Origin of the sequence: Methylomonas sp. MS20, assembly GCF_050275925.1 — a bacterium.
Taxonomy (GTDB): domain Bacteria; phylum Pseudomonadota; class Gammaproteobacteria; order Methylococcales; family Methylomonadaceae; genus Methylomonas; species Methylomonas koyamae_A.
This window is the reverse complement of record NZ_CP189962.1, coordinates 3564246-3587472: the sequence shown is the minus strand read 5'-3', so window position 1 is coordinate 3587472 and position 23227 is coordinate 3564246. Positions and strand designations below refer to the sequence as shown.

Genomic DNA, 23227 nt, shown 5'->3' with positions numbered 1-23227 from the left:
GACGCTGGCGCGCCGACGCGGCAATAATCCGGGCCGTTTTGGAACAATCATCCGACGGTTATGGAACAACTCACCGACCTAAAAGCCATCCTCCACTCCAAGCGCGCCAACATCTACTACCTGGAAAAATGCCGGGTGATGCAAAAGGACGGCCGCGTGCTGTACCTGACCGAAGCCAAGGACGAAAACCTGTATTGGAACATCCCCATCGCCAATACCACGGTGATTCTGCTCGGCACCGGCACCTCGATTACCCAGGCAGCGATGCGGATGCTGGCCAGCGCCGGCGTGCTGGTGGGATTTTGCGGCGGCGGAGGCACGCCCTTGTTTAGCGGCTGCGAAATCGAATGGCTCACCCCGCAAAGCGAATACCGCCCCACCGAATACATCCAGGGCTGGCTGAAATTCTGGTTCGACGACGCGCAACGTCTGACAGTCGCCAAGGCTTTTCAACAAGCCCGCGTCGATTACATTCGTAAGGTATGGAGCAAGGACCGCGAACTGCAGGCTGAAGGTATCTTCGCTGACGACAGCGCCATAGCTGCCGCGCTGGACAATTACGCCGGCAAGCTCGGCAGCGCCGAAAAAACCGGCGACCTGCTGCAACGCGAAGCGCTATTGACCAAACAGCTCTACCGTTACGCCGCCAAGGCCACCCAACACGGCGATTTCAGCCGCGACCACGACGCCACCGACCTTGCCAACGGTTTCCTTAACCACGGCAATTACCTGGCCTACGGCCTGGCCGCCACCACCTTATGGGTACTGGGCATCCCGCACGGTTTCGCGGTCATGCACGGCAAAACCCGGCGCGGCGCGCTGGTGTTCGACGTTGCCGACCTGGTCAAGGACGCCATCGTCCTGCCCTGGGCTTTCGTCTGCGCCAAGGAAAAAATGAGCGAACAGGAATTCCGCCAGCAAATCCTGCAAAAATTCACCGACCACAAAGCGCTGGATTTTATGTTCGAGCAAGTCAAGCGAGCCGCCATACAACAAACCGACGACGTGAACAATGCCGTTCGTGGTGAGCCTGTCGAACCACAAACTGACGGCGTAAACAAAACTGTTCGTGGTGAGCCTGTCGAACCACAAACTGACGGCGTAAACAAAACTGTTCGTGGTGAGCCTGTCGAACCACAAACTGACGGCGTAAACAAAACTGTTCGTGATGTGCCTGTCGAACCACAAACTGATGACGTAAACAAAACCGTTCGTGGTGAGCCAGTCGAACCACGAACACATCAACTGGACGACCGCCCATGATGGTCACCTTCGTCAGCCAATGCCAGAAAAAAGCCCTGGCCCGCACCCGCCGCGTGCTGGACGCCTTCGCCAACCGCATCGGCGACAACACCTGGCAAACCGTGATTACCGAAGAAGGCCTGATCGCCGTCAAAACCCTGCTGCGCAAGACCGCCACCAAAAATACGGCGGTTAGTTGCCATTGGATTAGGTCACGGAGCCGGAGCGAATTGGTTTGGATAGTCGGCAATCGCAAGCGCTTCAATGCCGAGGGGGTTGTGCCGGTCAACAGCACGCAAAAGAATCTGCTGAACAGCCAATGGGAAAACAACTGGACCTATTTGCCGGCCATCAAAGCCTTGGTCGCAGTTGCGGCGTTACTACACGATTGGGGCAAGGCAACTGCTTTGTTCCAAAGCAAACTCAAATCCAGCTCTTGCGTAGGCGATCCGCTACGCCACGAATGGATTTCCTGTCTGTTGTTGAATGGTTTGGTACGGCTTGCGGGTGATGAAGACAAAACTTGGCTGAGGCTGTTGGGCGATGACAACTGGGACGAAGCAGCGTTAAAAAATCTGACCGCCGAAAACCTGAAAAATCCATTGGCCGACTTACCGCCGATTGCACAACTCGTCGGCTGGTTGATCATGAGTCATCACCGCTTGCCGAGTCGCTTCAAACCGAACGACGAGTCGGGACAGAATCGAGAAAGTCTGGCGCGCATGCTGAAAAGCTTGAACGCGGACTGGGGCTACCAAAATCCCAACGACGACGATAAGCGCCTGAAAGCCTGCTTCGAATTTCCAGACGGTTTGTTGTCGCAATCCGATCCATGGCGCAAACAACTGAAAAAATGGTCGGCCAAGTTGCTACAGAACCAAGTGCCGATCCAAGCCTTGCTCGACAACGGCGCCTACCGGCTGTTGCTGCACCATGCGCGTTTGTGCCTGATGCTGGGCGATCACTATTACTCGTCCTGCCAAGCCGACGGCAATTGGCAGTCGGTAATCGATCTTTACGCTAACACTGATAGCCAAAAACGGCTCAAACAAAAACTGGACGAGCATTTGGTCCGCGTCGGCGATCAAGCTTTGAAAATCAGCCAAACCCTGTCGCGCTTCAGTAGCGAGATGGATGCCGCCTACGACATTAAAAGCCTCAAGCAAAAAAGTCCCGCCGGTTTCGAATGGCAGGATAAGGCCGTGGACGGCATCGCCCGCTTCAAAGCCCAACATCAAGCCCAGCAAGAACAAGGCTACGGCTGGTTCGTGGTGAATATGGCCAGCACCGGCTGCGGCAAAACCGTGGCTAATGCCAAAGTCATGCGCGCACTGGCGGACGACGGCGATAGTTTGCGCTACGTGCTGGCCTTGGGTTTGCGGACCTTGACCTTGCAAACCGGCAACGAATACCGCAATCGATTGGGTTTGACCGACCAGGACCTGGCGGTTTTGATCGGCTCGGCGGCAATCAAACAGCTTTACGACAAAGCCGCGCGGAAAAAAGACCAGCCGCCCGGCTACGAAGACATCGGGTCCGAATCCAGAGAACAACTATTGGCGGAAGATCTGGATTTTGGCGACATGCCGCATGCCGAATTTCTCGACGTGCTGTTTCCCAAGCATCAACCCCGGCTGACCGAAAAACACAAGGCATTTTTATACAAGCCGGTGTTAGCTTGCACGATAGACCACATCATCGTCGCCACCGAAACCCGGCGCGGCGGCAAATTCATCCTGCCTTGTCTGCGCCTGTTGTCCTCCGATCTGGTGATCGACGAAGTGGACGACTTTGACGGCACCGATTTGATTGCCATCGGCCGTTTGATCCATTTGGCCGGCATGTTGGGCCGCAAGGTGATGATTTCCTCCGCCACGATTCCACCGGATTTGGCGGAAGGTTTTTTCCATGCGTATCAAGCCGGTTGGCAATTGCACAGCCATTTCAAAACCGCCCATCCGCTAGTGGCCTGCGCCTGGATCGACGAGTTCGGTACGCAAGTCGAGCGACTGGACAACACGGATTCCGATAGCCGTTGCCGGCAATACGCGCAGCTACACCGGCAGTTCATTGGCAAACGGGTCGGCCATCTGCACAAGCAACTTGTCAAACGTAAAGCCATTATCGAACGATGCGACGAACTGCTTGCCTTGAAAAGCCAGCCTGTTGAGCAACGGCAACAGTATTTCGCCAAAATTCGGCTAGCCGCCGAACGGCTGCACGCTGATCATCACAGCATCGATGCCAAAACCGGAAAGCGCGTATCGTTCGGCGTAGTGCGGATGGCGAACATTCCGCCTTGCGTCGCGCTGACACGCTACATGTTGCAAGCGGAATGGGGCTGCAGCATTGAGCCGAAAATCATGGCTTACCATAGCCGGCAAGTGCTGCTAATACGTCATGAACAGGAAAAACATTTGGATGAAATTTTGCAACGCAAGGAAAAACCAGGCCAAACAGCGAAAGCATTTCAGGTCCCCGCAATCCGCCGGCATTTGGATTCCACAGCAGCCGATGACGTATTGTTCATACTGGTGGCGACGCCGGTGGAAGAAGTGGGGCGCGACCACGATTTCGATTGGGCCGTCATAGAACCGTCGTCGTTTCGTTCCATCATCCAGTTGGCAGGCCGGGTGCTACGCCATCGTCGACTATCGGCCGATATCGAACACGCCAATATCGCCGTGATGCAATACAACCTGAAAGCCTTGCGGCAATCGGGCGGCCCGGCCTATTGCCGACCGGGTTACGAAAACGGCAAAAGTCTAAGGTTGACCAGCCACGACTTTGCTCAATTGGTGGACGAAGCCGAATTGAACAAAGTCGTTAATGCCGTGCCGCGCATTCAACGCCCGGAAAAGCTGGAGCCGAAACAGCGCTTAGCTGACCTGGAACACCAAGCCCTACATCAAAGCCTGACCGATTACCGGCAACAAGGCCCGCAAGCCTTGCAGGCCTGGCTGCACGAAAATTGGTGGCTAACCGCCGTGCCGCAGCAAATCAACCCGTTTCGAGCCGGCAATCCGGAAACATCGCTATTTTTGGTCTGGCGAGACGGTAAAGCGGTGTTTTGCGAGAAGGACGAACGCGGGCAATTCATCCCTCGCCAATCCGTATACAACATCGTGCCGGCGGAACCCTTTTCGGCTAAAGCCCAGGCCCGATCATGGATGACGCGCGATTACCAAAGCATATTGCGCCAACACGCCGATAGCGTAGCGGCCGGCGCCGACGTCGATCCCGAACAGCTATTACAAGCCGCATCCGAGCGTTACGGCGAAATCATGATTCGTCCGAATAGCGACAATCCTTGGTTTTATTCGGATCAATTCGGCTTGTATCAAGACATGAATTAGCAGGAACCATAAAAACACGCTTCAAAGGAGGCTATTGCCAATGCACGAATCGATCACAACGTTTTTCGCCGACCGCAAAGCAGCTTGGCTGAAAACCAAATTAAAAACCACGGAAGACCCGGATCAACAAGCCGCCATCCAACAAGAAGCCGAGGACAAATTTTCCTTACCGACCTGGTTGCCGGATGCTGCGCGGCGGGCCGCCTGGTTATCCATGGTCAGCCATCCCGGCAAATTCAGCCATCCCAGCGCCAAAACCAGTTCGGTCATCGCCCAAGGCCAACAGGCGAACGACGGCTACCTGCGTACCGGCAATGTGGATTACGAGTTGGACGTATTCGGCAACGCGGCGGCGATGGATGTTTACAAGTTTTTGACTCTGCCGCTGAATGACGGGCAAACGCTGTTGCAGCACCTGGAACGGGACAGCGAGGAAGCGAAGCGCCTGTTGACGGTGCCGACTGCAAATTACGACAGTCTGCGTTCCGGGTTTTTGACGGTTAAACAAAGCGACGACGGCAATCGGACCGACGGCTTGGTCAAGCAAGTCTATTTTCCGGTCGATGCCGACTATCACCTGCTGTCTATCCTGACTCCAGCTGGTATGCTAACCCAAACCAAAAGCCGCATTGATGCAATGCGCTTTTCCGAAGCCACCAAACAGGCCAAGGACAGCCGGCGTAAAAATGAACACCACGCCGACGGTTTCGACGACATGCTGGGATTGACCGTTACCTTGTACGGCGGCACCAAGCCGCAGAATATCAGTGTCCTGAACAATCAAAATGCCGGCCGGGCATATCTGTTAAGCAGTGTGCCGCCAATCTTCGAGCAGCGGCAGGTGAGATTACCGACTCGACATTTCTTCAGAAACTCGCTATCCGCCCGCCGTTTCCAAGACAGCTTCCAGACCCTGGACCGCTTGATGCGCAGCGGCGTCAACAACATGCACGTTCGCGACGGCATCCGTCATACCCTCAAATACCTGATCGACGCAGTCTTGCGACTAGCCTTCGCCATTCGCGCCACCGGTCCCGGCTGGTCGCAAACCGAGCATTACCGCGACTTACCGCTAGCGCAACGGATTTGGCTCGACGACGCCTATCTGGAACAGCGCGAGCAATCCGAAGTATGGCTGGACGAGGTGGCCGGCGATTTTGCCCGTTGGATCATTCGAACTTACGAATACCTGTGCAAGGACAGCCGCACCAAGCTCGGCGACGACGAATTCCATGAGTTGGCAGCGTTGGCCGAGCAAGCCGTTGCCGCCGACCAGGAGTTTTTCAAATGACGCGCCGTTTTCTGTTAATTCCGCATCTGCGCATTCACAACGCCAACGCGATGAGCAGTCCGTACACCATCGGCTTTCCGGCCATGACCGCTTGGTTGGGTGGCGTGCATGCCGTCCAACGCCATTTACAACAACAGGGATTGACCGACATCGAGCTGACCGGCGTGGCGTTAAGCTGCCATCGCTTCGATTTACAGACCTACAAAGGCCAAGGCGATTTCGTGCATTCCATTGTCGGCACCGCCAATCCGTTGGATAAAGACGGTGGCAGGCCAGCCTTCGTCGAAGAAGCCCGCTGTCACTTGGACGTGTCGCTGTTGGTGGAATTACAAGGCTTCGATACCGACGAACGGGAGCGTCTCGAAATCACGCTTAACCAGCAACTGCGGCGGATGAAATGGGCCGGTGGCGACGTGCTGACCGTTAAGCCGGTGGAAATTCATATCGTCGATGAAGATGACGATCGCAGCGTCAGGAAACTACTCAACCGGCTGATGCTCGGTTACGTGCTAGTCGAGCGCCGGGAACTGATGGTGCAGGCCATGCGCGACGAGCAGCGGGACGCGCTGGATGCCTTGCTGGATTATCTGAAAGTCATGCACCGCAGCGAGCAGGACGAAAGCGGCAAAGTCACATGGAGCAGTCAACGCAAGGCGCCGGGTTGGCTGGTGCCGATTGCGGTGGGCTTTCAGGGTATTTCCGAATTGGGCCAAGCCGCCAACCAACGCGACCTTGACACACCGCACCGCTTCGCCGAAAGCGTGGTCACGCTGGGCGAATTCAAAATGCCGTACCGCATTACCAATCTGGACGACGTGCTATGGCAATACCACGTCGATACCGGACGCAATCTATACCTTTGCCGAACCCTCACAGCAGCAAATCTTATTGGAGACTAAAACATGGCAGCAAAAAACGACGCAACCGTATTGGCTTTCGAAAAAAAATTGGTGCCTTCCGACGGTTATCTATATGGCACTACATGGGACGACCGTAGCAAACCCAAGCCGCTTGGTTTAACACCAAAATCCGTGCGCGGCACGATTTCCAATCGTTTGAAACCCGCGTTGCAAAACGACCCCTTAAAACTCAACGCCGAAGTCGAAAAACCCAACTTGCAAACCGTCGACGCCTGCGCGTTGGCCGAGGATCAAGACACGTTAAAACTGAGCTTTACCCTGAAAGTGTTGGGCGGCGTGGATAAACCGTCGGCCAGCAATGGGCCGAATTTCAACGCGGTTTATCCAGGCGTCGCCCAAGCCTACATCGAACAGGAAGGCTTTGCGGAACTGGCCAAACGTTACGCCGTCAACATCGCCAACGCCCGCTATTTATGGCGCAATCGAGTCGGCGCGGAAAAAATCGAAGTGGTGGTCGATACCGGCGACGGGGACGCATTGGTTTTCGACGCCAAGCAATTTTCCCTGCGTGATTTCAATGCCGATACCCCGGATTTGCAAAAACTGGCCGGAAAAATCGCCGATGCCTTGTGCGGTCGCTTGCCGTATTTATTGATTAGCGTCGAGGCCTACGCCTTAATCGGCAAGGCGCAGGAAGTTTACCCCAGCGAGGAATTGATCCTCGGCAACGGCAAGGGCGACAAAAGCAAAATCCTGTATGCCGTCAACGGCACCGCTGCCTTGCATTCGCAAAAAATCGGCAACGCGCTGCGCACCATCGACACCTGGTATCCCGGCCACGACGATGGCACCGTTGGCATCGGCCCAATCGCCATCGAACCTTACGGCGCGGTGACCAACCTGGGAAAAGCCTTCCGTACCCCTAAAGACAAAGCCGACTTTTACACGCTGTTCGACCGCTTCGCACTCGGCGAAGCGCTTGCCAGCAAGGAGCAAGAGCATTACGTGATGGCGGTATTGGTGCGCGGCGGCGTGTTCGGCCAAAGCGGCAAGGACTGAGCCATGCGGTTTTATTTGGAAATCACCTTGCTGCCCAATCCCGAGGTCGGGCTGAATTTTCTGTGGTTCAAAGTCGTCCAGCAAATCCACTTGGGCTTAGTCGAAATGCAGGACGAGCAAAAGCAAGTGCCGATTGGCGTGTCGTTTCCGGAATATGTGATCGGCGAGAAATACAGCGTGCTCGGCGCAAAGTGCCGGTTGTTTGCCCAAGACGAAGCCACGCTGGCCCGCTTCGACGCGCCGAAGTGGCTGGCGCGGTTGAGCGATTACGTGCATTGCACCAGTATTCGCCCGGTGCCGGACAAGGTGGCGGGTTATGCGATTTACCGGCGCGAACATGCCAAAACCAACCCGGAGCGCTTGGCGCGGCGTTATGCCAAGCGGCACGACCTGGACTTCGACGCCGCATGGAACGGCGTGGTGGAACTTCGCTCCGATTCGAAGGGTGGGGAGACTTATCCCAAGTCGTTTCGCTATTGCGACATGTCGGATAAGCGCATCGCCACGCCGTTTATACGCCTGCAAAGTCTCAGCAACGGCCAAAGCTTTTGTTTGTGGATTAAAAAGGTCACGGTGGCTGAGTCGTCGAGCGGCGAATTTAGTAGTTACGGGCTTAGCGCGACCGCTACCGTGCCTGAGTTCTGACTGTTGATGTCGTCGCCTCGATGCGTCAAACGCTGTTAGGGGAACACCGGCCGAGTGTCGCGCTAAATGCGCGCTCGGCCTAGCCGTTGCTATCGGATAAACGGTCGTCGGCTACGCGTGTTTTGCCCGGCGTCTCGATGTTTTCATTGGTCGAGCAAACTTCGCTTTGGATGGGGGCTAGAATTTTTCCGGAGATTTCGCTGGCGTCCATCTTGACGACGTGAACCATGCCATCGCGGGCGAACACAGCGATGTAGTCGCCAGGATGCAAACCAATAGCTGTGCAAATGGCTTTCGGCAAGGTTACTTGCCTTTTGTCGTTCAATTTGGGCATAGAGTTACCGGTACTTTTAACTCATGGTTAGCAACCGCTGCCGCTCATATTTTCTCAGCGACAATTTTTTTGTAAGTTTGCAAGGCTTTTTTCATGCGCTCGGTCGGTTCGGGTGGATGATCCTCCAAATCAAAAAGCGCCTGCAAGTCTTTTGCGGTCAGGGTAATTTGGGGGCTGATGTTGCTTTGGTCCAATCTAACAAAGCGCTTAATCCACTGAATAGCGGAGGCTATGAATACCTGAATAACATTTCGGTTGTCGGCGTTGGTTTTCATGGTTTACCTACTGATGATTGGAAGTATTGTATCTGTAAGTTATTGCGAATAAAGGCCATTTCTTGAATTCATGATTCTTATCGCTGAACGCTGCTAATAATGTCGGCAGATGCTGTAATCCCGAGAATTGCTTAGCAGCCGCCAAACGTTATGCAGCCAATCTCGCCAACGCCCGCTTTCGGTGGCGCAATATAGTAGGCGCCGAGCGTATCGCCACGCCACGCCGTTTATTCGCTTGCAAAGTCTCAGCAACGGCCAAAGCTTTTGTTTGTGGATTGGCAAATCGGCCGTCGCGGCGCCGCTGGCAGGTCATTTCAGCGCTTACGGTTTGAGCCGGACGGCCACTGTCCCCGAGTTTTGACCCAATTTTTTTCGCTCTTTAACAATGTGAACTAAATCAGCCGGTTACGGGTATTGGTTTTACGGATGGTAAAAATGGGTTAATCCGTCCGCTACCCTTGTCGCAACCGGCTTCCCGTTTATTTATAATCAGTCCGCCGCCGCACAGGCGGCTTAGAAACATTGCCCCGCCCAGCAGAGCCAATGCTTGCGGTCCGCCGCCGCACAGGCGGCTTAGAAAGCCGACGGCTCGCTGAACTTCGAGGGTGTGTCGTCCGCCGCCGCACAGGCGGCTTAGAAAGGCGCGATCGATGTGCGCGCTGCCCGGTTTACGTCCGCCGCCGCACAGGCGGCTTAGAAAAATATGTCCCAAGCCCCAATTTGGACAGGCGTGTCCGCCGCCGCACAGGCGGCTTAGAAATTGCAACTCGCCACGCCGCAGCTCAGATAATTGTCCGCCGCCGCACAGGCGGCTTAGAAAATTCTTTTGACGGTCTCTAAGTGGCCGTATCTGTCCGCCGCCGCACAGGCGGCTTAGAAAGATAACCATTCCCGCAGCACGTCCGGCGATAAGTCCGCCGCCGCACAGGCGGCTTAGAAAGGCGTAGTGCCGCCGTCCGGGCTGATCAGCACGTCCGCCGCCGCACAGGCGGCTTAGAAAGCTACAAAGGCTACCGGCAACTCGCCGCCCACGTCCGCCGCCGCACAGGCGGCTTAGAAAGGATGTTTCGCGTTAGCGGGGCGGCAACCGATGTCCGCCGCCGCACAGGCGGCTTAGAAAGGCAACTCGCCGCCCACCACCGGCATGACCCAGTCCGCCGCCGCACAGGCGGCTTAGAAACGCCCGCCGAGCGTGTCTCGCGGATAGGCACCGTCCGCCGCCGCACAGGCGGCTTAGAAACAGCTATATCAGCAACGGCGCGGTCAACGTCAGTCCGCCGCCGCACAGGCGGCTTAGAAAGCGCACTGGTTCAAGCGCTGGGCCCGCGGCCAGTCCGCCGCCGCACAGGCGGCTTAGAAAGCCCATCAGCGCCAGCGCCTCGCCGATGATGAGTCCGCCGCCGCACAGGCGGCTTAGAAAAATCGATACCAACGGCTCTAATATGGATAACGGTCCGCCGCCGCACAGGCGGCTTAGAAAGAAAGCGATTTCGCAAAAATGGCGACGTTTTAGTCCGCCGCCGCACAGGCGGCTTAGAAAAAGGCCGGACGCCGCTAGGTTGGCGGCCATATGTCCGCCGCCGCACAGGCGGCTTAGAAATTGATAATCCGCCGGCAGCCCACCGCGCGGCGGTCCGCCGCCGCACAGGCGGCTTAGAAATCGGTGGGGTCTGTCGGCGAAACGCCTAAACCGTCCGCCGCCGCACAGGCGGCTTAGAAAATCGTCAAACACGATCCCAGCCAATCAGCTTTGTCCGCCGCCGCACAGGCGGCTTAGAAAGATTGGCTACCGCTCTCGGTGTTCGTATCCTCGTCCGCCGCCGCACAGGCGGCTTAGAAAGGCATGAACGCTCAACAAACCGAGCAGAACATGTCCGCCGCCGCACAGGCGGCTTAGAAAGTATTTAAACGCCTTCTCCGAGCAAATGATGTGTCCGCCGCCGCACAGGCGGCTTAGAAAAACGCGCGACCGTCATGGCGGCGGCTAAATTAGTCCGCCGCCGCACAGGCGGCTTAGAAAAGCAGCGTGATCAACGTGAAGTTAGCGACGGTGTCCGCCGCCGCACAGGCGGCTTAGAAACCGTTTTGATACACCCGATGAGTGGCCGATGCGTCCGCCGCCGCACAGGCGGCTTAGAAAAGCGAATAGCGGCACTCTTGGCCGCCGTTGCCGTCCGCCGCCGCACAGGCGGCTTAGAAAGGCGTGGTCGTCGAAACAAGCTGAAAATTCGCGTCCGCCGCCGCACAGGCGGCTTAGAAAAAGGGGAAATGCTCCAGTTGGCGCCGACGCTTGTCCGCCGCCGCACAGGCGGCTTAGAAAGCCATCGGTTAACACGTATTGGCGACATGTCAGTCCGCCGCCGCACAGGCGGCTTAGAAATTGCCGCCGGCCAAAGCCATGCCTTGTGGCCAGTCCGCCGCCGCACAGGCGGCTTAGAAATGAAAAATAAATAGACATTTCTTTATTTTTCAGTCCGCCGCCGCACAGGCGGCTTAGAAAAGCAATACGCTAAGCCGAAGCCCGTCGAAGCGGTCCGCCGCCGCACAGGCGGCTTAGAAAGTAATAGCGAGGGAACCCAGCTGGCCGGCCTTGTCCGCCGCCGCACAGGCGGCTTAGAAAGAATGTCAGAATCCAAGCGTCGGCGCGGTCTGGTCCGCCGCCGCACAGGCGGCTTAGAAATACGCAGACGAGCAAATAGCCAAGCTACAGCTGTCCGCCGCCGCACAGGCGGCTTAGAAAGCCAGCGGTAAAATGATGGAACGGGCTCAGCAGTCCGCCGCCGCACAGGCGGCTTAGAAATTCCGGCATGTTCATCAGCGCTTCCAGATCCCGTCCGCCGCCGCACAGGCGGCTTAGCAGGTTGTTGAAAAATGAAACTCGGTGGAAAAAATCTTCCAAAATCCTCCAATTTGTTACTAAAAGTCATTTGGCTGCAACGAACAATCAAGGACTTACAAAGTTTTATTTTAAGGGAAACGCGTTTTTTGGGGCAAAAGTGGAGCAGCTTTTTAAATTTCAACAGCCTGTTAGAAACCAAACTCCCCCGGCGCTGGTGCTCCAGCGCCGTCCGCCGCCGCACAGGCGGCTTAGAAATCAGGGTTCCAGAACAACGCACGAAGAATATCGTCCGCCGCCGCACAGGCGGCTTAGAAAAATACCTCGCCGGCGCTTATCCCGCTTTGGCGGTCCGCCGCCGCACAGGCGGCTTAGAAATGGAACAAGGCCAGTTTCTGCATGCCGATTCCGTCCGCCGCCGCACAGGCGGCTTAGAAAATGATGAATCCTGGTTAAAAATTGGTTGAGTTGTCCGCCGCCGCACAGGCGGTTTAGAAAATTGGGTCAACCAGGCATAGGTGCTGCTTTTGGTCCGCCGCCGCACAGGCGGCATAGCCGGATGGCCTTCGGCTCCGCTCAGGCACCGGGTCGTCCGCCGCCGCACGGGCGGCATAGCCAGATGGCCTTCGGCTCCGCTCAGGCACCGGGTCGTCCGCGCACGGGCGGCATAGCCAGATGGCCTTCGGCTCCGCTCAGGCACCGGGTCGTCCGCGCACGGGCGGCATAGCCAGATGGCCTTCGGCTCCGCTCAGGCACCGGGTCGTCCGCGCACGGGCGGCTTAGCCGGATGGCCTTCGGCTTCGCTCAGGCACCGGGTCGTCCGCTGCCGCACGGGCGGCATAGCCGGGTGGCCTTCGGCTTCGCTCAGGCACCGGGTCGTCCACCGCCGCACGGGCGGCATAGCCGGATGGCCTTCGGCTTCGCTCAGGTACCGGGTCGTCCACCGCCGCACGGGCGGCATAGCCGGATGGCCTTCGGCTCCGCTCAGGCACCGGGTCGTCCGCCAGCGCACGGGCGGCTTAGCCGGATGGCCTTCGGCTTCGCTCAGGCACCGGGTTGTGCGTTGTCGCACGGGCGACTTGGCATGTTTCGAACGACATCGATTTGCCCGAGTTCGGCGAACTGATCAGATAAAGCGGCAAGACGCACCGCGCATTCTCCGGCGCTCCGTGCCGAACAGCCGGCATTCTATTTTGAACATGCAACGGTGTGTGGTGAACATCGGGCGTCGGCCGATCAATATCCGGCAATCCTGTTTTAGCAGCCGGGTTTTTATTCTGAAGACGCACGCATTTAGCGCGGACACGCAACGTCGATTGTTTGTCAGGCAAGCAACAGTGATTTTTAGCCGGAGGCCAGTGTTGATCGTACAACTTCCGGTGTTGATCGTAGAACGCCCGGTGGTGATCGGAGAACATCCGGTGTTGATCGTAGAACGTCCGGTGTTGATCGGAGAACGCCCGGTGTTGATTGGAGAACGTCCGGTGTTGATCGTAGAACGTCCGGTGTTGATCGGAGATCGCTCGATGTTCGCCAGAGAAGGTTCCGTGTCGATTACAGGACGCTCGCTATTGCTCCGGCGAGCTGGGCTGTTGTCGTCTGTCTGTTGGCGCGGGCAAAGGGTGAGCGCGGCTCGTCGCGTCGCGGTCGTTCGCCATCGCGCGCATCGCGCGATAGGTCCGCTGATCGTTGCGATTAACGCGGTTGAAATATTGGCGTGATACACAGTGTTCGCGGTAACGCATTGCCGGCTATCTGTTTTAGAGCGCCCGTTCGCTGTCGCGGCAACGGGGCGGGGCCGGCGCAAACTATTCGAGAACCCTGGGAGATTGCAATGTTGATAAGCAAGAGATTGACGCGTCATGCAGCCGGAATGCTGCTGTTAAGCGGTTGTCTGTGGTCGGCCTTGGCCGGCGCGGACGGTAAGGATTTGGGGCGCGATGCCGATCGCTGGCAGCAAGACGAAAGCGTGCAAGTGGGGCCGCGGCCTTATTATTTGATCGATAAAATGAGCCCCGGCCGCTTGAAATCCAAACTGGAGAGCTGCGGCGACGGGCCATTCCATAAAACCCATTTTTCGATCGGCCATCGCGGCGGCGGCACGTTGCAATTTCCGGAACACACCCAGGAAAGCCATGAAGCCGGCTCGCGGATGGGCGCGGGCGTGCAGGAATGCGACGTGACCTTTACCAAGGACGGCGAACTAGTGTGCCGTCACGACCAATGCGATTTGCATACCACGACCAATATCTTGGTCACGCCGTTGGCAGCCGCCTGCTCCAAGCCGTTTTCGCCGGCCGAGTTCGATGCGACCGGCAAGCGCACCAAGGCCGCGTCGGCGCTGTGCTGCACCAGCGATTTGAGCTTGTCCGAGTTCAAGTCGCTGAAAGGCAAGATGGATGCGTCCAACCCCAACGCGGTGACGCCGGAACAGTTTTTGGCGGGTACCGCCAACTGGCGGACCGATCTTTACTCGACCGGCGGCACGCTGCTGACGCACCAGGAGAGTATCGCGCTGTTGAAAAAGCTAGGCAGTAAATATACGCCGGAATTGAAGAGCCCCAACCGCAACGCCAAATTGCAGGTCGAGGACGTTTTCGGCAGTCAGGCCGCGTATGCGCAAGCCATGATCGACGAATATAAGTCGGCCGGCGTTTCGCCGAAAACCGTTTGGGCGCAGTCGTTTAACAAGGAAGATGTGCTGTATTGGATTCAGCATGAACCGGCTTTCGGCCAGCAAGCGGTTTATCTGGACGACGCCAACACGCCGGCCGACGTTCCGACCGCAGCGGATCTGAAGGGATACGCCGCGCAAGGCATCAAGATTGTCGCGCCGCCGATGTGGATGTTGCTCAGCGTGGACGCCGCCGGCAAAATCGTGCCTTCGCAATACGCCAAGGACGCCAAGGCCGCCGGTTTGGGCATCATTACCTGGACCTTGGAGCGTTCCGGCCGTATCGTCGAGGAAGTGTTGCCGACCAAAGGCACGGCCAGCCCGTCGTTTTATTATCAATCCACGCTGGATGCGTTGGAAAACGACGGCGATATCATGACCACGCTGGATGTGTTGGCGCGGGAAGTCGGTATTTTGGGCATCTTTTCCGATTGGTCCGGCACCGTCAGCTATTACGCCAGTTGCATGGGTTTGAAGTAAGTCAAGCCGTTCGGCCATTCCCGCGCGTGGCGCGGGAATGTGCCGGCGCAAACATCAAGTTGTGGGAGGCGCTTTAGCGGCGACTGAAACGTGTCCCACGCCAAACGCTTTCGATCGCGGCTGAAGCCGCCCCGACGCAATGCCGGTGTCGCGGTCCGAAAATCAGGGTCGCGGTCACGCTCCGGTAACGCGCGAGGCTCAAGCGGTTCTCGATTTCCTCAATGCGCCAGACGCTGTTCGAAGCTGGTCAGCGGTTCGGCGACGCCGTCCGCGCCGACGGCCGGGAGCTGCAGATATTCGTCCTTGGACAAGGCCGCGTTGAGCGGATTGCCACTGACGGTCGCGGTTTCGTCGCCGACCTGTCCATGCGGAATTTTCAAAGCCGGATGATCGAACGGCGCCCGTTGGTAAAGCACGCGCTCGTCGGTCAAGGTTTTCAGGAAGGCAACCAGATCGGCCCGGTTTTGCGGATTGGACTGTAAGGTGGGTTGCGGAAATACCCGGGTCACGTGCTTGCTGTCCAGGTTGAAATTGCCGCCGCGACTGTAAAATTCCACCACTTGCTCCAAGGTCGCCATGCCGCCGTTGTGCATGTAGGGACCGGTCAATTCGATATTGCGCAGCGTCGGCGTTTTAAACGTGGCGGCGACCGCCGCGACCATACGTTTATTCACCGCTTTGTTTAGCTCCGCTTGCGCCGCCGCCGGCGTCGGGATGAAGGCGTTGCTTAACGGCAGGAAACAATTCGCGGTGGTTTGCGGTTGCGGCAGCAGGCCGTCGGTTTGGGTAAACAAATTGGGTAGGGAATAGCGGAGCGTCATATTGGTCGCCATCGCATTCTGAAAATCGCAAGCGCGCACGGCATTGACTTCGCTGTCCAGAATGGCGGCGGTATTGCCGGCCAACAATTGTAAATATTGGCTGCTGAAAGACAATGGATTGCCGAAGTCGTCCACGCCGCCGGCACCGATGTCGTTGGCCTCGCGCGCGGCGCCGTTCGATGAAAAGCCGGTGTCGTAGAACGCGGTGACCGCTTGGTTGCCGACCATCAGCGGAATACGGTTGACCACGTTCGGACTGGCGCTGATGCGGAAGGTCGGTTCGCCGAAGGCTTCGGGGTGGGTTTGGGCGATGGCGGCGTTGGCTGCGATCGAGGCCGAGCTGAAGTTCGGCCCCAAATGGCATAGCCCGCATTGATTGCTTCTGAATTGTTTCAAACCGTTCAATTCTTCGGCACTCAGGTCTATCGGTTGATGGTTGGCATCGCGGGCGCTGGTATCGAATGGTGCTTCGTCGGAGATCAAAGTGCTTTCGTAAAGCTGAATCGCCAATGCGAAGAACATCGGAAAGTTGGCTTCCAACTGGGTGTAAGGCGATTGGCCGACCGGCGGGCTAACCGGCACTCTACCCGAATACGACCAATATTTGGCGTTGTAGGCTTGCCGAATCAGGCCGGCGTATGTGGTGTTCAGTCCCGGACTCAACTTGTCGGCATCGCTAAAGCTATAGGGACCCAACACGCTGTCGGAGGCATGCACCGACTGGTTTTGTAGCGGTTGGCGGAACAGCAGTTTTCGGCCCAAGTCCAGCAAAGTCCGATTGTTGCAGCTCATTTCGGTGTGATTGGTGGGTGGTGCCACCGCCAACGAGGCCAACGACGAATTGATCAAACGCAAGCGTTGTTTTTGCACGGTTCGGCTGCCGGTCAGCACCCAGACGCCGGCATTGGGGTCGCGGTCGCCCCAAGGACTGCTGCCGTTGAAAATGTTGTTGGCGCGGCCGTCCCAGAAGCTGCGGTGGTTGAAGACCGCGTTGATGACGGTCGGCGCGTTGCGCGGCGTTACCCGCCGGGTGCCGTTCGCGCCGACCCGGAATATTGGGTCGGGGGCGCGGTCGCAGGTGTCGATGCCGCTGCTATAGCGGGTGACCGCTTTGAAATCGCCCGCGAAGGTGCCGGCGGAGCCGACCACGTTGTCGGTATCGAACATCACCGTCGAATCGGCCAACGGGTTTTCACGCTGGTGTAGCGGAAAGTCGAATACGCTGAGCGGCCGGTTGGGACCCAACGGGGTGGCGTCGGCGGTGGCGTCGAAGATTTGTTCGGCGATCGAGGCCGATTGGCCGCCGGCCGAAACTTGGTTTTTAGTGCGGCCGTCCGCACCGGCGTGGAAGTGGCAGGAGGCGCAAGCCATGCCGTCGCTGCCGACGTTGCTATCCCAGAATAAGGCTTTTCCGAGGGCGATGGCCGCCGCTTTATTGACCACAATCGGGGCGCTACCGTCCACCAGGCCTGGTACTGGCGGCACCGGCAGCGTTTTCAGGCTGATCGGCATCGGTCCCAGAGCCAATTCCGCCGCCGACAGCGGTGTGTTGAAAACGATTGCGGCGGCCATCAAGCCTGATAAACGGATAGTGCGGATTATGCGCATGGTCTTACTCTGCGAATTTAAACAAGAGGAATAGGCGCTGAGCCGATCGGCCGTCGCCCGGAATTCATTACGGCGGCGTGTCTGAAGGTTCAGATAGCCGATTGAAGGGCCGCCATCCTTGGCGACATTTTGTTAGCGCTACATTTGCCGACTTCCCGCCAACCGAAGGTTGGCGGGGCAGCCGTCGGTCAGACGCGTACCGATTTGCGATTCAGACCCAGGAAGCCGACCAGGGCACTACCGAACAACCAAACCGCGGCCGGAACGGGTACGGCCGCCGGTGGCGTGTAGGTCGATGCCGCCGCCGAGGCGGTGACTTTGACGGTGATATCCCCGCCGGTGCCGGCGATGTCCGCGCCGCCGACGAATATTGCGTACCAGCCGGCTTGCAGGTCGGTCAAAGTCAAGGTTGCGTAGCGTTTGGTGGTGGCGAAGGCTGGGTTGCCGGTGACGCCGATGGCACCGGTGACGCCGGTTTCGTACAAGTCGTCGTTGCTGATGTCGTGCGCGCCCGAGTCGATGACGCCGCCGTAAGAGTTGACGTAGTTATTGGACGAAGAGCTGACGTAACCCAGGGTTTCGACGATGCCGTCCGGTCCGGTGGCCCAGATGATGCCGGGATCGCCGGCTTGGCCGACCGAGTTGAATTTATGGATTTGTCCGGTGACCTCGGCGGGTGTGTCTACGCCGACCGTGTCGCCGGAATAGGCCACGTTGGTGCGGAAGATCGAGAAAGCCGGGTAATTGCCGGCGGACGAACGCGCGTCGATGATGACGCTTTGCGCGGAAGTCGGTAGATAGAAATTGGTGAACGCGGCTTGCATCCCCCAGGCGTCGTTGGTCAGCGCCGGGTTACCGGAAAAACCGACGGTGCTGCCGTTGAAGGCAGGGTTGGTAATGGTCGTGCCCAATTCGACGCTGTTGTCGTTGCCGGTCCACGCGGCGGAGGCCGGTTGCGCGAACGCCAGGGTCAACGCTGATGCCAGTAAAGTGGTTTCGAATAATTTATTGATAGACATGCTTACAGTCTCCTGTTTCGGTGCCGAATCGAACGGCGCCGGAATGATTCCAAGGGTGCGGGAGTAACCGCCAACGGCAAATCGACGCGATTCGCCCGGTTGCGGTTACTCCGAGTGGGGATGGTTAGGCCGATTTACGTTTGGCCGAACCCAGATAACCGGCCAGGACCGAACCGAACAGCCATACCGCGCCGGGAACCGGCACCGGCGCGGGGTCGATCGGATCGCCGTTCAGGTTGACTTGGAAGGCATTGACGTTCAGGCTGTCGCCTGTGGTGAAGTCGCTGGCCAGGAAGGTCAATTGGTAGTCGAAATGGTCTTGGCCGGTAGCGCCGGTAAAGGGGTTGATCCCGGTGGCGGCGGTGATGGTGTCGCCGGAGTTGAAGCCTTGCGCGCCATCGTTGGAATCCAGTTTGTAGTCGCCGAACGCAATGATGTAATGGCCGGCGCCCAGCGCGGTGGATAGATAGGAGTCGCGCGACATCAGGGTGCCGTCCGCCCAACCGTTGCTGTCGCCCGGCGGGGTGTAGCTGGAACCGTCGTCGGCACTGGTGATCTCGGTATCGATAGACACCGTATCCTGATACAGACGGAACTGGGTATCGGCCAGTGTGATTTCGCCGTCGCCGTTCAAGTCCACGTAAGCGTTCGGATGTGAACCCCAGCCGTTGGAATAGCCTTCGTTAGCACGGACATCGATCACGATGTTGGCGTCGGCGCTTAAATCGAACGCCCAGTAATCGATGGTGGTGCCGGCGCCGTAGGTCGCGTCGGTCGCGGCGCGAATCGTGCCGGTGACCACGGCCGCCTGCGCGGCGGAGGATGCGGCTAGCGAAACCGCGAGTGCCAGCATGGTTTTGCGGGTGGAGGAAAATTTGGTTTTGGTATAAGACATGGGTATTCCTTGTAAGTGGTGCGATATCGTAAATGCCGAACGTCTGCCCCCCTCAGAACAGCCGAGATCGCCCATTTCCGGCGCCTCGGCGGCCATCGCGGCAAGTGGTTGGCGCGATGGCCGGTGATCGGCATTCTGGATAAAGTCAAGAAGTGTGCCATTCATAAAAGCTATAGTTTTCAATTAAATGGAAAACCTGAAAATTGCAGCTATGTTAAATGGCTAATTTCCATTAAAAAATTATGTGATTTGAATCACGCTGTGCAAATAACGTAGAACAATTAGAGAAATAATCGCAGCCGCCAAGTATTCGGCGTTAGTGAAAAAAGCAGACGCGGTCGGTGGGGAGTTTGAGACGTTCTATTGGCCTGGTTTGCACGTTCGACCGAGGTTGCGGGCCACTTTGGCGCGCGGTCGGTTGCTAAAGGCGACTGGTGTAAAACGTTTGACATGTGTGTGAAATGCCACAGTTTAATTGCGGTGCCGTGTGGCCGCTTGCGATGCCGCAATCGGTCTTGTGGCCGGCTCAGGTGCGGTCACCGAGCTTACGGATAAATTCCGTGGCTTATGAGTTTTTGGAATAAATAGCCGGTGGGTCGATCGAGAATCGGTATTGCCCAAGCGGAATGCGAAGTATAGGTCGATAGCGGGAATATCAGGTAACGATCATGGTGGAGGTTTCACTCGGAACAATGAAATAGAGGGGATAGGGAGCGGTTTGAACGACAGGGATGTCCTGATTTTGCCTAACGACGTTCAGAGTAAAAAGAGCGGTCATTATTCAGCGCGAACTAAAAACGCCCTTTCCCAACGTAGCGGGGGATAAACACCTCGATGCTAGCTATGTCGGTCGCTGATGAGAGCCGCAACCGATGTCGAATAGCGTAAGCCTCCATATTAGTGATGTCGTTCGCTGAGCGAAGTCGAAGCGAACTGGCTGGCTTCGACTCCGCTCAGCCAGCGGTGAACCGCCGCATCGCCCCCGGCCAATGGAAGGCGGTCCGGCCGCAAGCCTCCGGTACGAAAAAGAACGGGCTACCTTATTGGCTAAGTCGTTCGCTGAGCGAAGTCGAAGCGAAAAGCTGGCTTCGACTCCGCTCAGCCAGCGCTGAACCGCCGCATCGCCCCGGTCAATGGAAGGCGGTCCGGCCTCAAGCCTCCGGTACGAAAAAGAACGGGCTACCTTCGTGACCGGCGTGTTGCAGCGGGGCGTATTGCGGCGTTTGCTCTCCCGACGTAGCGGGGGATTAACACTTCGATATTGGCTATGTCGTTCGCTGAGCGGAGTCGAAGCGAAAAGCTGGCTTCGACTCCGCTCAGCCAGCGGTGAACCGCCGCGTCGCCCCGGCAATGGAAGGCGGTCCGGCCGCAAGCCTCCGGTACGAAAAAGAACGGGCTACCTTCGTGACCGGCGTGTTGCAGCGGGGCGTATTGCGGCGTTTGCTCTCCCGACGGAGCGGGGGATAAACACCTCGATATTAGCTATGTCGTTCGCTGAGCGGAGTCGAAGCGAAATGGCTGGCTTCGACTTCGCTCAGCCAGCGGTGAACCGCCGCGTCGCCCCGGCAATGGAAGGCGGTCCGGCCTCAAGCCTCCGGTACGAAAAAGAACGGGCTACCTTCGTGACCGGCGTGTTGCAGCGGGGCGTATTGCGGCGTTTGTTCGAAACCGCCGCGCGAGGCCGAGGTGCGAACTTGGTTGGCGACGTCGCGAAAGATGTCGTAATCCTCGATGATGCGCTTGTTGCCGCGCAGCACTTTCAAGAAGGCGTTGGCGAATACCGAATGATCGCCGCCACCTTGATCCATCACCGGTTTGACGCCGCCGGAGGTCAGTACGGTACGGGCTTTGCGGGCGTTCATCGCTTTCAGCCAGCGTTCGCGCTTGGCTTCGTCCATGCCGTCCGGCAATTTGGCGATCGCCGAGCCGGTCAAGGCGCCGGAGTAGCACGAATCGGCGACGACCATGATGTGCTTGGCGGGCATGATGCCGATGAATTCGGTGATGCTTTGGCTGGAAATCCAGTTGGCGCTGTTGCCGACTTCGGCGTCGACCGGCAGCCAATAGGCGGTCTGGCTTTTGGCGTCGATTTCGCCGTGGCCGGCGTAATAAATCAGCAGATTGTCCTGGTCGGTGAGCTTTTGATTGAGTTCGTTGAACGCCGACATGATCGCGTGGCGATTGGCGTTGATCAGCAATTTGGTTTTAAAGCCGTAGCGCTCGCGTAACAGCAGTTCGACGCTCTTGGCGTCGGCGATCGGAGTTTTTAGTGGGGAATAGGCGCCGTAATCGTTGTTGCCGATGATCAGCGCGTAAAACTTGCCGAACTGAATGTCGCCGGGCCGCTTGATTTCGTTGGCGTTGCTGCTCGGATAACTGGTTTGGGCCTGATTGTCGCCGGCCAGCAGGCGTAGATTCAGGTTGCTGCTTTGGTTGCGTTTGTCGGTGGCGACGATTTGCACCAGGGTTTCGTCGCCTTGCAGGCTGACGTCGGTTTCGAAGCGGCCGTCGCTATCCACCTTGATGGCTTTGTCGTTCAGCATCAGTTTGCTCAAGCCCTTGATGGCGTCGATGCGGCCGACCAGGCGCTTGCTGCGTTCGCCGCTACTGAATTGGATCGCCGGAATGCCCCGCGTCACGGTGACGGCCGGTTCGATCAACTCGATGTTCGGTCCGGAGCCGGAGGCCAGCAGCGTGGACTTTTGCTGTTCCAATTGTTGTTTCAGTTCGGCGATGTCCTTGGCTTGTTGTTGCAGCGCCTGTTTGCGGGCGTCGATGCGCGCGCGGTCCAGTTTGTCCGGCGAGGTCAGCCAGGCGGTCAATTCGGCCGATTGTTTTTGATAGGCTTCGATCTTTTCGTTCAATCGATTTTCGACATCGTTGGTCTTGATGACCTCCGGTGTTTTGCCGCTCCGGGGGGCATCGTCCGATTTTTGGCGTTGGCGTTCCTGCTTCAGTGTTTCGGTCAGCGTGCCGAGTCGCGCTTGCTGTTCCTTCAATTGGGCTTCTTTATCGCGCAACTGCCGTTCCAGCGCCGAGGTGTCGCCGCCGGACGGCGCGGCTTTTTGCTGTTGTAGCTTATGGCGTAGCGTTTCCAGTTCGGATTGGGCCTTGCGCAGGCTGTCTTGCTGGTCCAGCGCCTGCTGGCGGATGTCCTGCAACTGGCTTCGCAATGCCTCGGCTTCCTTGCGCGATTCGGCGACTTCGCCGCGCAGGGTTTCCAGTTCCTTGGCATCGACCGCCGGGGCGAACTGGATGTCGGTTTGATCGAGGCCCGCCGACTTGCGGTACCAGCGCAATGCCGCATCCTTGTCCTGGGGGACGCCTAAGCCTTTCTCGTACAAATGGCCGAGATTCAGTTGCGCCTGAAAATTGCCCTGGGCGGCGGCTTTTTCATACCACTGGGCGGCCGCCTTATAATCGGCCGTGGTGCCCAAGCCCTTTTCGAAGATCTCGCCGACCGTCAATTGGGCGGCGGCATCGCCTTCCTGGGCCTTGGGCAGCCAGATTTTCAACGCGCTGGCGTAGTTGGCGCGGTCGTAAGCCACATACTCGCCGCCGCGCACTTCGCAATCGGCGGCGGTGGTGCGGACCGGCCGGCGGGCGGACAGATAGGTCATTTCGGCGCCGAGTTTGCGGACTTGGCCGGGCAGTAGGCAGTCCACGACCAGGAGTTTGTTGGTGTCGGCGACGATGTAGCCTTCGGTCGCCTTGGCCATTTCTTCCTGGCTGACGTCGCGGGCGCAGGCGCCGAGCAGAATGCCGGCGATGGCCAGGGCCAAGCCGCGGTGACGAAGATGCGATGCTTTCATGCGGACACCTATCGGGTGTG

At 57.9% G+C, this 23227-nt stretch carries 15 protein-coding genes, 1 pseudogene and 1 CRISPR repeat array; of the genes and pseudogenes, 10 read left to right on the top strand and 6 right to left on the bottom strand.

The window, feature by feature from the left end; genetic code table 11:
* The first annotated feature begins 60 nt into the window (after positions 1–60).
* The 6 genes from cas1f to cas6f (ACQE3D_RS15945) are packed head-to-tail and all read left to right on the top strand — an operon-like array spanning position 61 to position 8453.
* Positions 61–1263 (top strand): type I-F CRISPR-associated endonuclease Cas1f, encoded by a 1203-nt coding sequence (cas1f, locus tag ACQE3D_RS15970; RefSeq protein ID WP_313729770.1) that lies wholly within the window; start codon positions 61–63, stop codon positions 1261–1263.
* Positions 1260–4598, top strand: a complete 3339-nt coding sequence (gene cas3f, locus ACQE3D_RS15965) for a type I-F CRISPR-associated helicase Cas3f (RefSeq protein ID WP_064024403.1) — start codon at positions 1260–1262, stop codon at positions 4596–4598. Before cas1f ends, cas3f begins: the two co-directional genes overlap by 4 nt.
* 40 nt (positions 4599–4638) lie before the next feature.
* The gene (gene csy1, locus ACQE3D_RS15960; RefSeq protein WP_064024402.1) at positions 4639–5889 is read left to right on the top strand and encodes a type I-F CRISPR-associated protein Csy1; all 1251 of its coding nucleotides are present in this window, start codon (positions 4639–4641) and stop codon (positions 5887–5889) included.
* Positions 5886–6788, top strand: coding sequence for a type I-F CRISPR-associated protein Csy2 (gene csy2, locus ACQE3D_RS15955; RefSeq protein WP_064024400.1), 903 nt, complete (start codon positions 5886–5888; stop codon positions 6786–6788). Before csy1 ends, csy2 begins: the two co-directional genes overlap by 4 nt.
* A 3-nt stretch (positions 6789–6791) precedes the next feature.
* Positions 6792–7808: a type I-F CRISPR-associated protein Csy3 gene (gene csy3 / locus ACQE3D_RS15950; RefSeq protein ID WP_064024398.1), complete on the top strand. Its 1017-nt coding sequence runs from the start codon at positions 6792–6794 to the stop codon at positions 7806–7808.
* Between the two features lie 3 nt (positions 7809–7811).
* Positions 7812–8453, top strand: a complete 642-nt coding sequence (gene cas6f / locus ACQE3D_RS15945; protein WP_064024396.1) for a type I-F CRISPR-associated endoribonuclease Cas6/Csy4 — start codon at positions 7812–7814, stop codon at positions 8451–8453.
* A gap of 79 nt (positions 8454–8532) precedes the next feature.
* Here the strand turns inward: cas6f (ACQE3D_RS15945) and ACQE3D_RS15940 are convergent, their stop codons facing one another.
* Positions 8533–8787: an AbrB/MazE/SpoVT family DNA-binding domain-containing protein gene (locus tag ACQE3D_RS15940; protein WP_064024393.1), complete on the bottom strand. Its 255-nt coding sequence runs from the start codon at positions 8785–8787 to the stop codon at positions 8533–8535.
* 44 nt (positions 8788–8831) lie between these two features.
* A complete protein-coding gene (locus tag ACQE3D_RS15935) occupies positions 8832–9062 on the bottom strand; it encodes a hypothetical protein (protein ID WP_064024391.1) in 231 nt (76 codons plus the stop codon).
* An 83-nt stretch (positions 9063–9145) separates the two neighbouring features.
* Between ACQE3D_RS15935 and ACQE3D_RS15930 the strand changes: the two are divergent.
* From ACQE3D_RS15930 to ACQE3D_RS15915, 4 genes and pseudogenes are all read left to right on the top strand, one after another.
* Positions 9146–9265: pseudogene (locus ACQE3D_RS15930) on the top strand (type I-F CRISPR-associated protein Cas7f/Csy3); the annotation flags it as partial.
* A complete protein-coding gene (cas6f, locus tag ACQE3D_RS15925) occupies positions 9244–9423 on the top strand; it encodes a type I-F CRISPR-associated endoribonuclease Cas6/Csy4 (RefSeq protein WP_409521111.1) in 180 nt (59 codons plus the stop codon). The pseudogene ACQE3D_RS15930 and the gene cas6f (ACQE3D_RS15925), both read left to right, overlap by 22 nt.
* Before the next feature lie 131 nt (positions 9424–9554).
* A CRISPR array of direct repeats spans positions 9555–11922; the repeat unit is 28 nt; unit sequence GTCCGCCGCCGCACAGGCGGCTTAGAAA.
* A 1337-nt stretch (positions 11923–13259) separates the two neighbouring features.
* The gene (locus ACQE3D_RS15920; protein ID WP_313729771.1) at positions 13260–13619 is read left to right on the top strand and encodes a hypothetical protein; all 360 of its coding nucleotides are present in this window, start codon (positions 13260–13262) and stop codon (positions 13617–13619) included.
* A gap of 113 nt (positions 13620–13732) precedes the next feature.
* Positions 13733–15052, top strand: coding sequence for a glycerophosphodiester phosphodiesterase family protein (locus tag ACQE3D_RS15915; RefSeq protein ID WP_281020868.1), 1320 nt, complete (start codon positions 13733–13735; stop codon positions 15050–15052).
* A gap of 218 nt (positions 15053–15270) precedes the next feature.
* Here the strand turns inward: ACQE3D_RS15915 and ACQE3D_RS15910 are convergent, their stop codons facing one another.
* The 4 genes from ACQE3D_RS15910 to ACQE3D_RS15895 all read right to left on the bottom strand — a co-directional run bounded on the left by ACQE3D_RS15910 (position 15271) and on the right by ACQE3D_RS15895 (position 23207).
* Entirely contained in the window at positions 15271–17481 is a 2211-nt protein-coding gene (locus tag ACQE3D_RS15910) for a cytochrome-c peroxidase (RefSeq protein WP_281020867.1), read from the bottom strand.
* 188 nt (positions 17482–17669) lie between these two features.
* A complete protein-coding gene (locus tag ACQE3D_RS15905; protein WP_281020866.1) occupies positions 17670–18500 on the bottom strand; it encodes a hypothetical protein in 831 nt (276 codons plus the stop codon).
* A gap of 124 nt (positions 18501–18624) precedes the next feature.
* Positions 18625–19395 (bottom strand): hypothetical protein, encoded by a 771-nt coding sequence (locus ACQE3D_RS15900; protein WP_313729772.1) that lies wholly within the window; start codon positions 19393–19395, stop codon positions 18625–18627.
* 1586 nt (positions 19396–20981) lie between these two features.
* The gene (locus ACQE3D_RS15895; RefSeq protein ID WP_281020864.1) at positions 20982–23207 is read right to left on the bottom strand and encodes a caspase family protein; all 2226 of its coding nucleotides are present in this window, start codon (positions 23205–23207) and stop codon (positions 20982–20984) included.
* Positions 23208–23227: the final 20 nt, after the last annotated feature.

Coding starts and splice junctions, on each gene's coding strand:
- cas1f (WP_313729770.1), top strand. CDS start 61: ATGGAACAACTCACCGACCTAAAAGCCATCCTCCACTCCAAGCGCGCC.
- cas3f (WP_064024403.1), top strand. CDS start 1,260: ATGATGGTCACCTTCGTCAGCCAATGCCAGAAAAAAGCCCTGGCCCGC.
- csy1 (WP_064024402.1), top strand. CDS start 4,639: ATGCACGAATCGATCACAACGTTTTTCGCCGACCGCAAAGCAGCTTGG.
- csy2 (WP_064024400.1), top strand. CDS start 5,886: ATGACGCGCCGTTTTCTGTTAATTCCGCATCTGCGCATTCACAACGCC.
- csy3 (WP_064024398.1), top strand. CDS start 6,792: ATGGCAGCAAAAAACGACGCAACCGTATTGGCTTTCGAAAAAAAATTG.
- cas6f (WP_064024396.1), top strand. CDS start 7,812: ATGCGGTTTTATTTGGAAATCACCTTGCTGCCCAATCCCGAGGTCGGG.
- ACQE3D_RS15940 (WP_064024393.1), bottom strand. CDS start 8,787: ATGCCCAAATTGAACGACAAAAGGCAAGTAACCTTGCCGAAAGCCATT.
- ACQE3D_RS15935 (WP_064024391.1), bottom strand. CDS start 9,062: ATGAAAACCAACGCCGACAACCGAAATGTTATTCAGGTATTCATAGCC.
- ACQE3D_RS15915 (WP_281020868.1), top strand. CDS start 13,733: ATGTTGATAAGCAAGAGATTGACGCGTCATGCAGCCGGAATGCTGCTG.
- ACQE3D_RS15910 (WP_281020867.1), bottom strand. CDS start 17,481: ATGCGCATAATCCGCACTATCCGTTTATCAGGCTTGATGGCCGCCGCA.
- ACQE3D_RS15905 (WP_281020866.1), bottom strand. CDS start 18,500: ATGTCTATCAATAAATTATTCGAAACCACTTTACTGGCATCAGCGTTG.
- ACQE3D_RS15900 (WP_313729772.1), bottom strand. CDS start 19,395: ATGTCTTATACCAAAACCAAATTTTCCTCCACCCGCAAAACCATGCTG.
- ACQE3D_RS15895 (WP_281020864.1), bottom strand. CDS start 23,207: ATGAAAGCATCGCATCTTCGTCACCGCGGCTTGGCCCTGGCCATCGCC.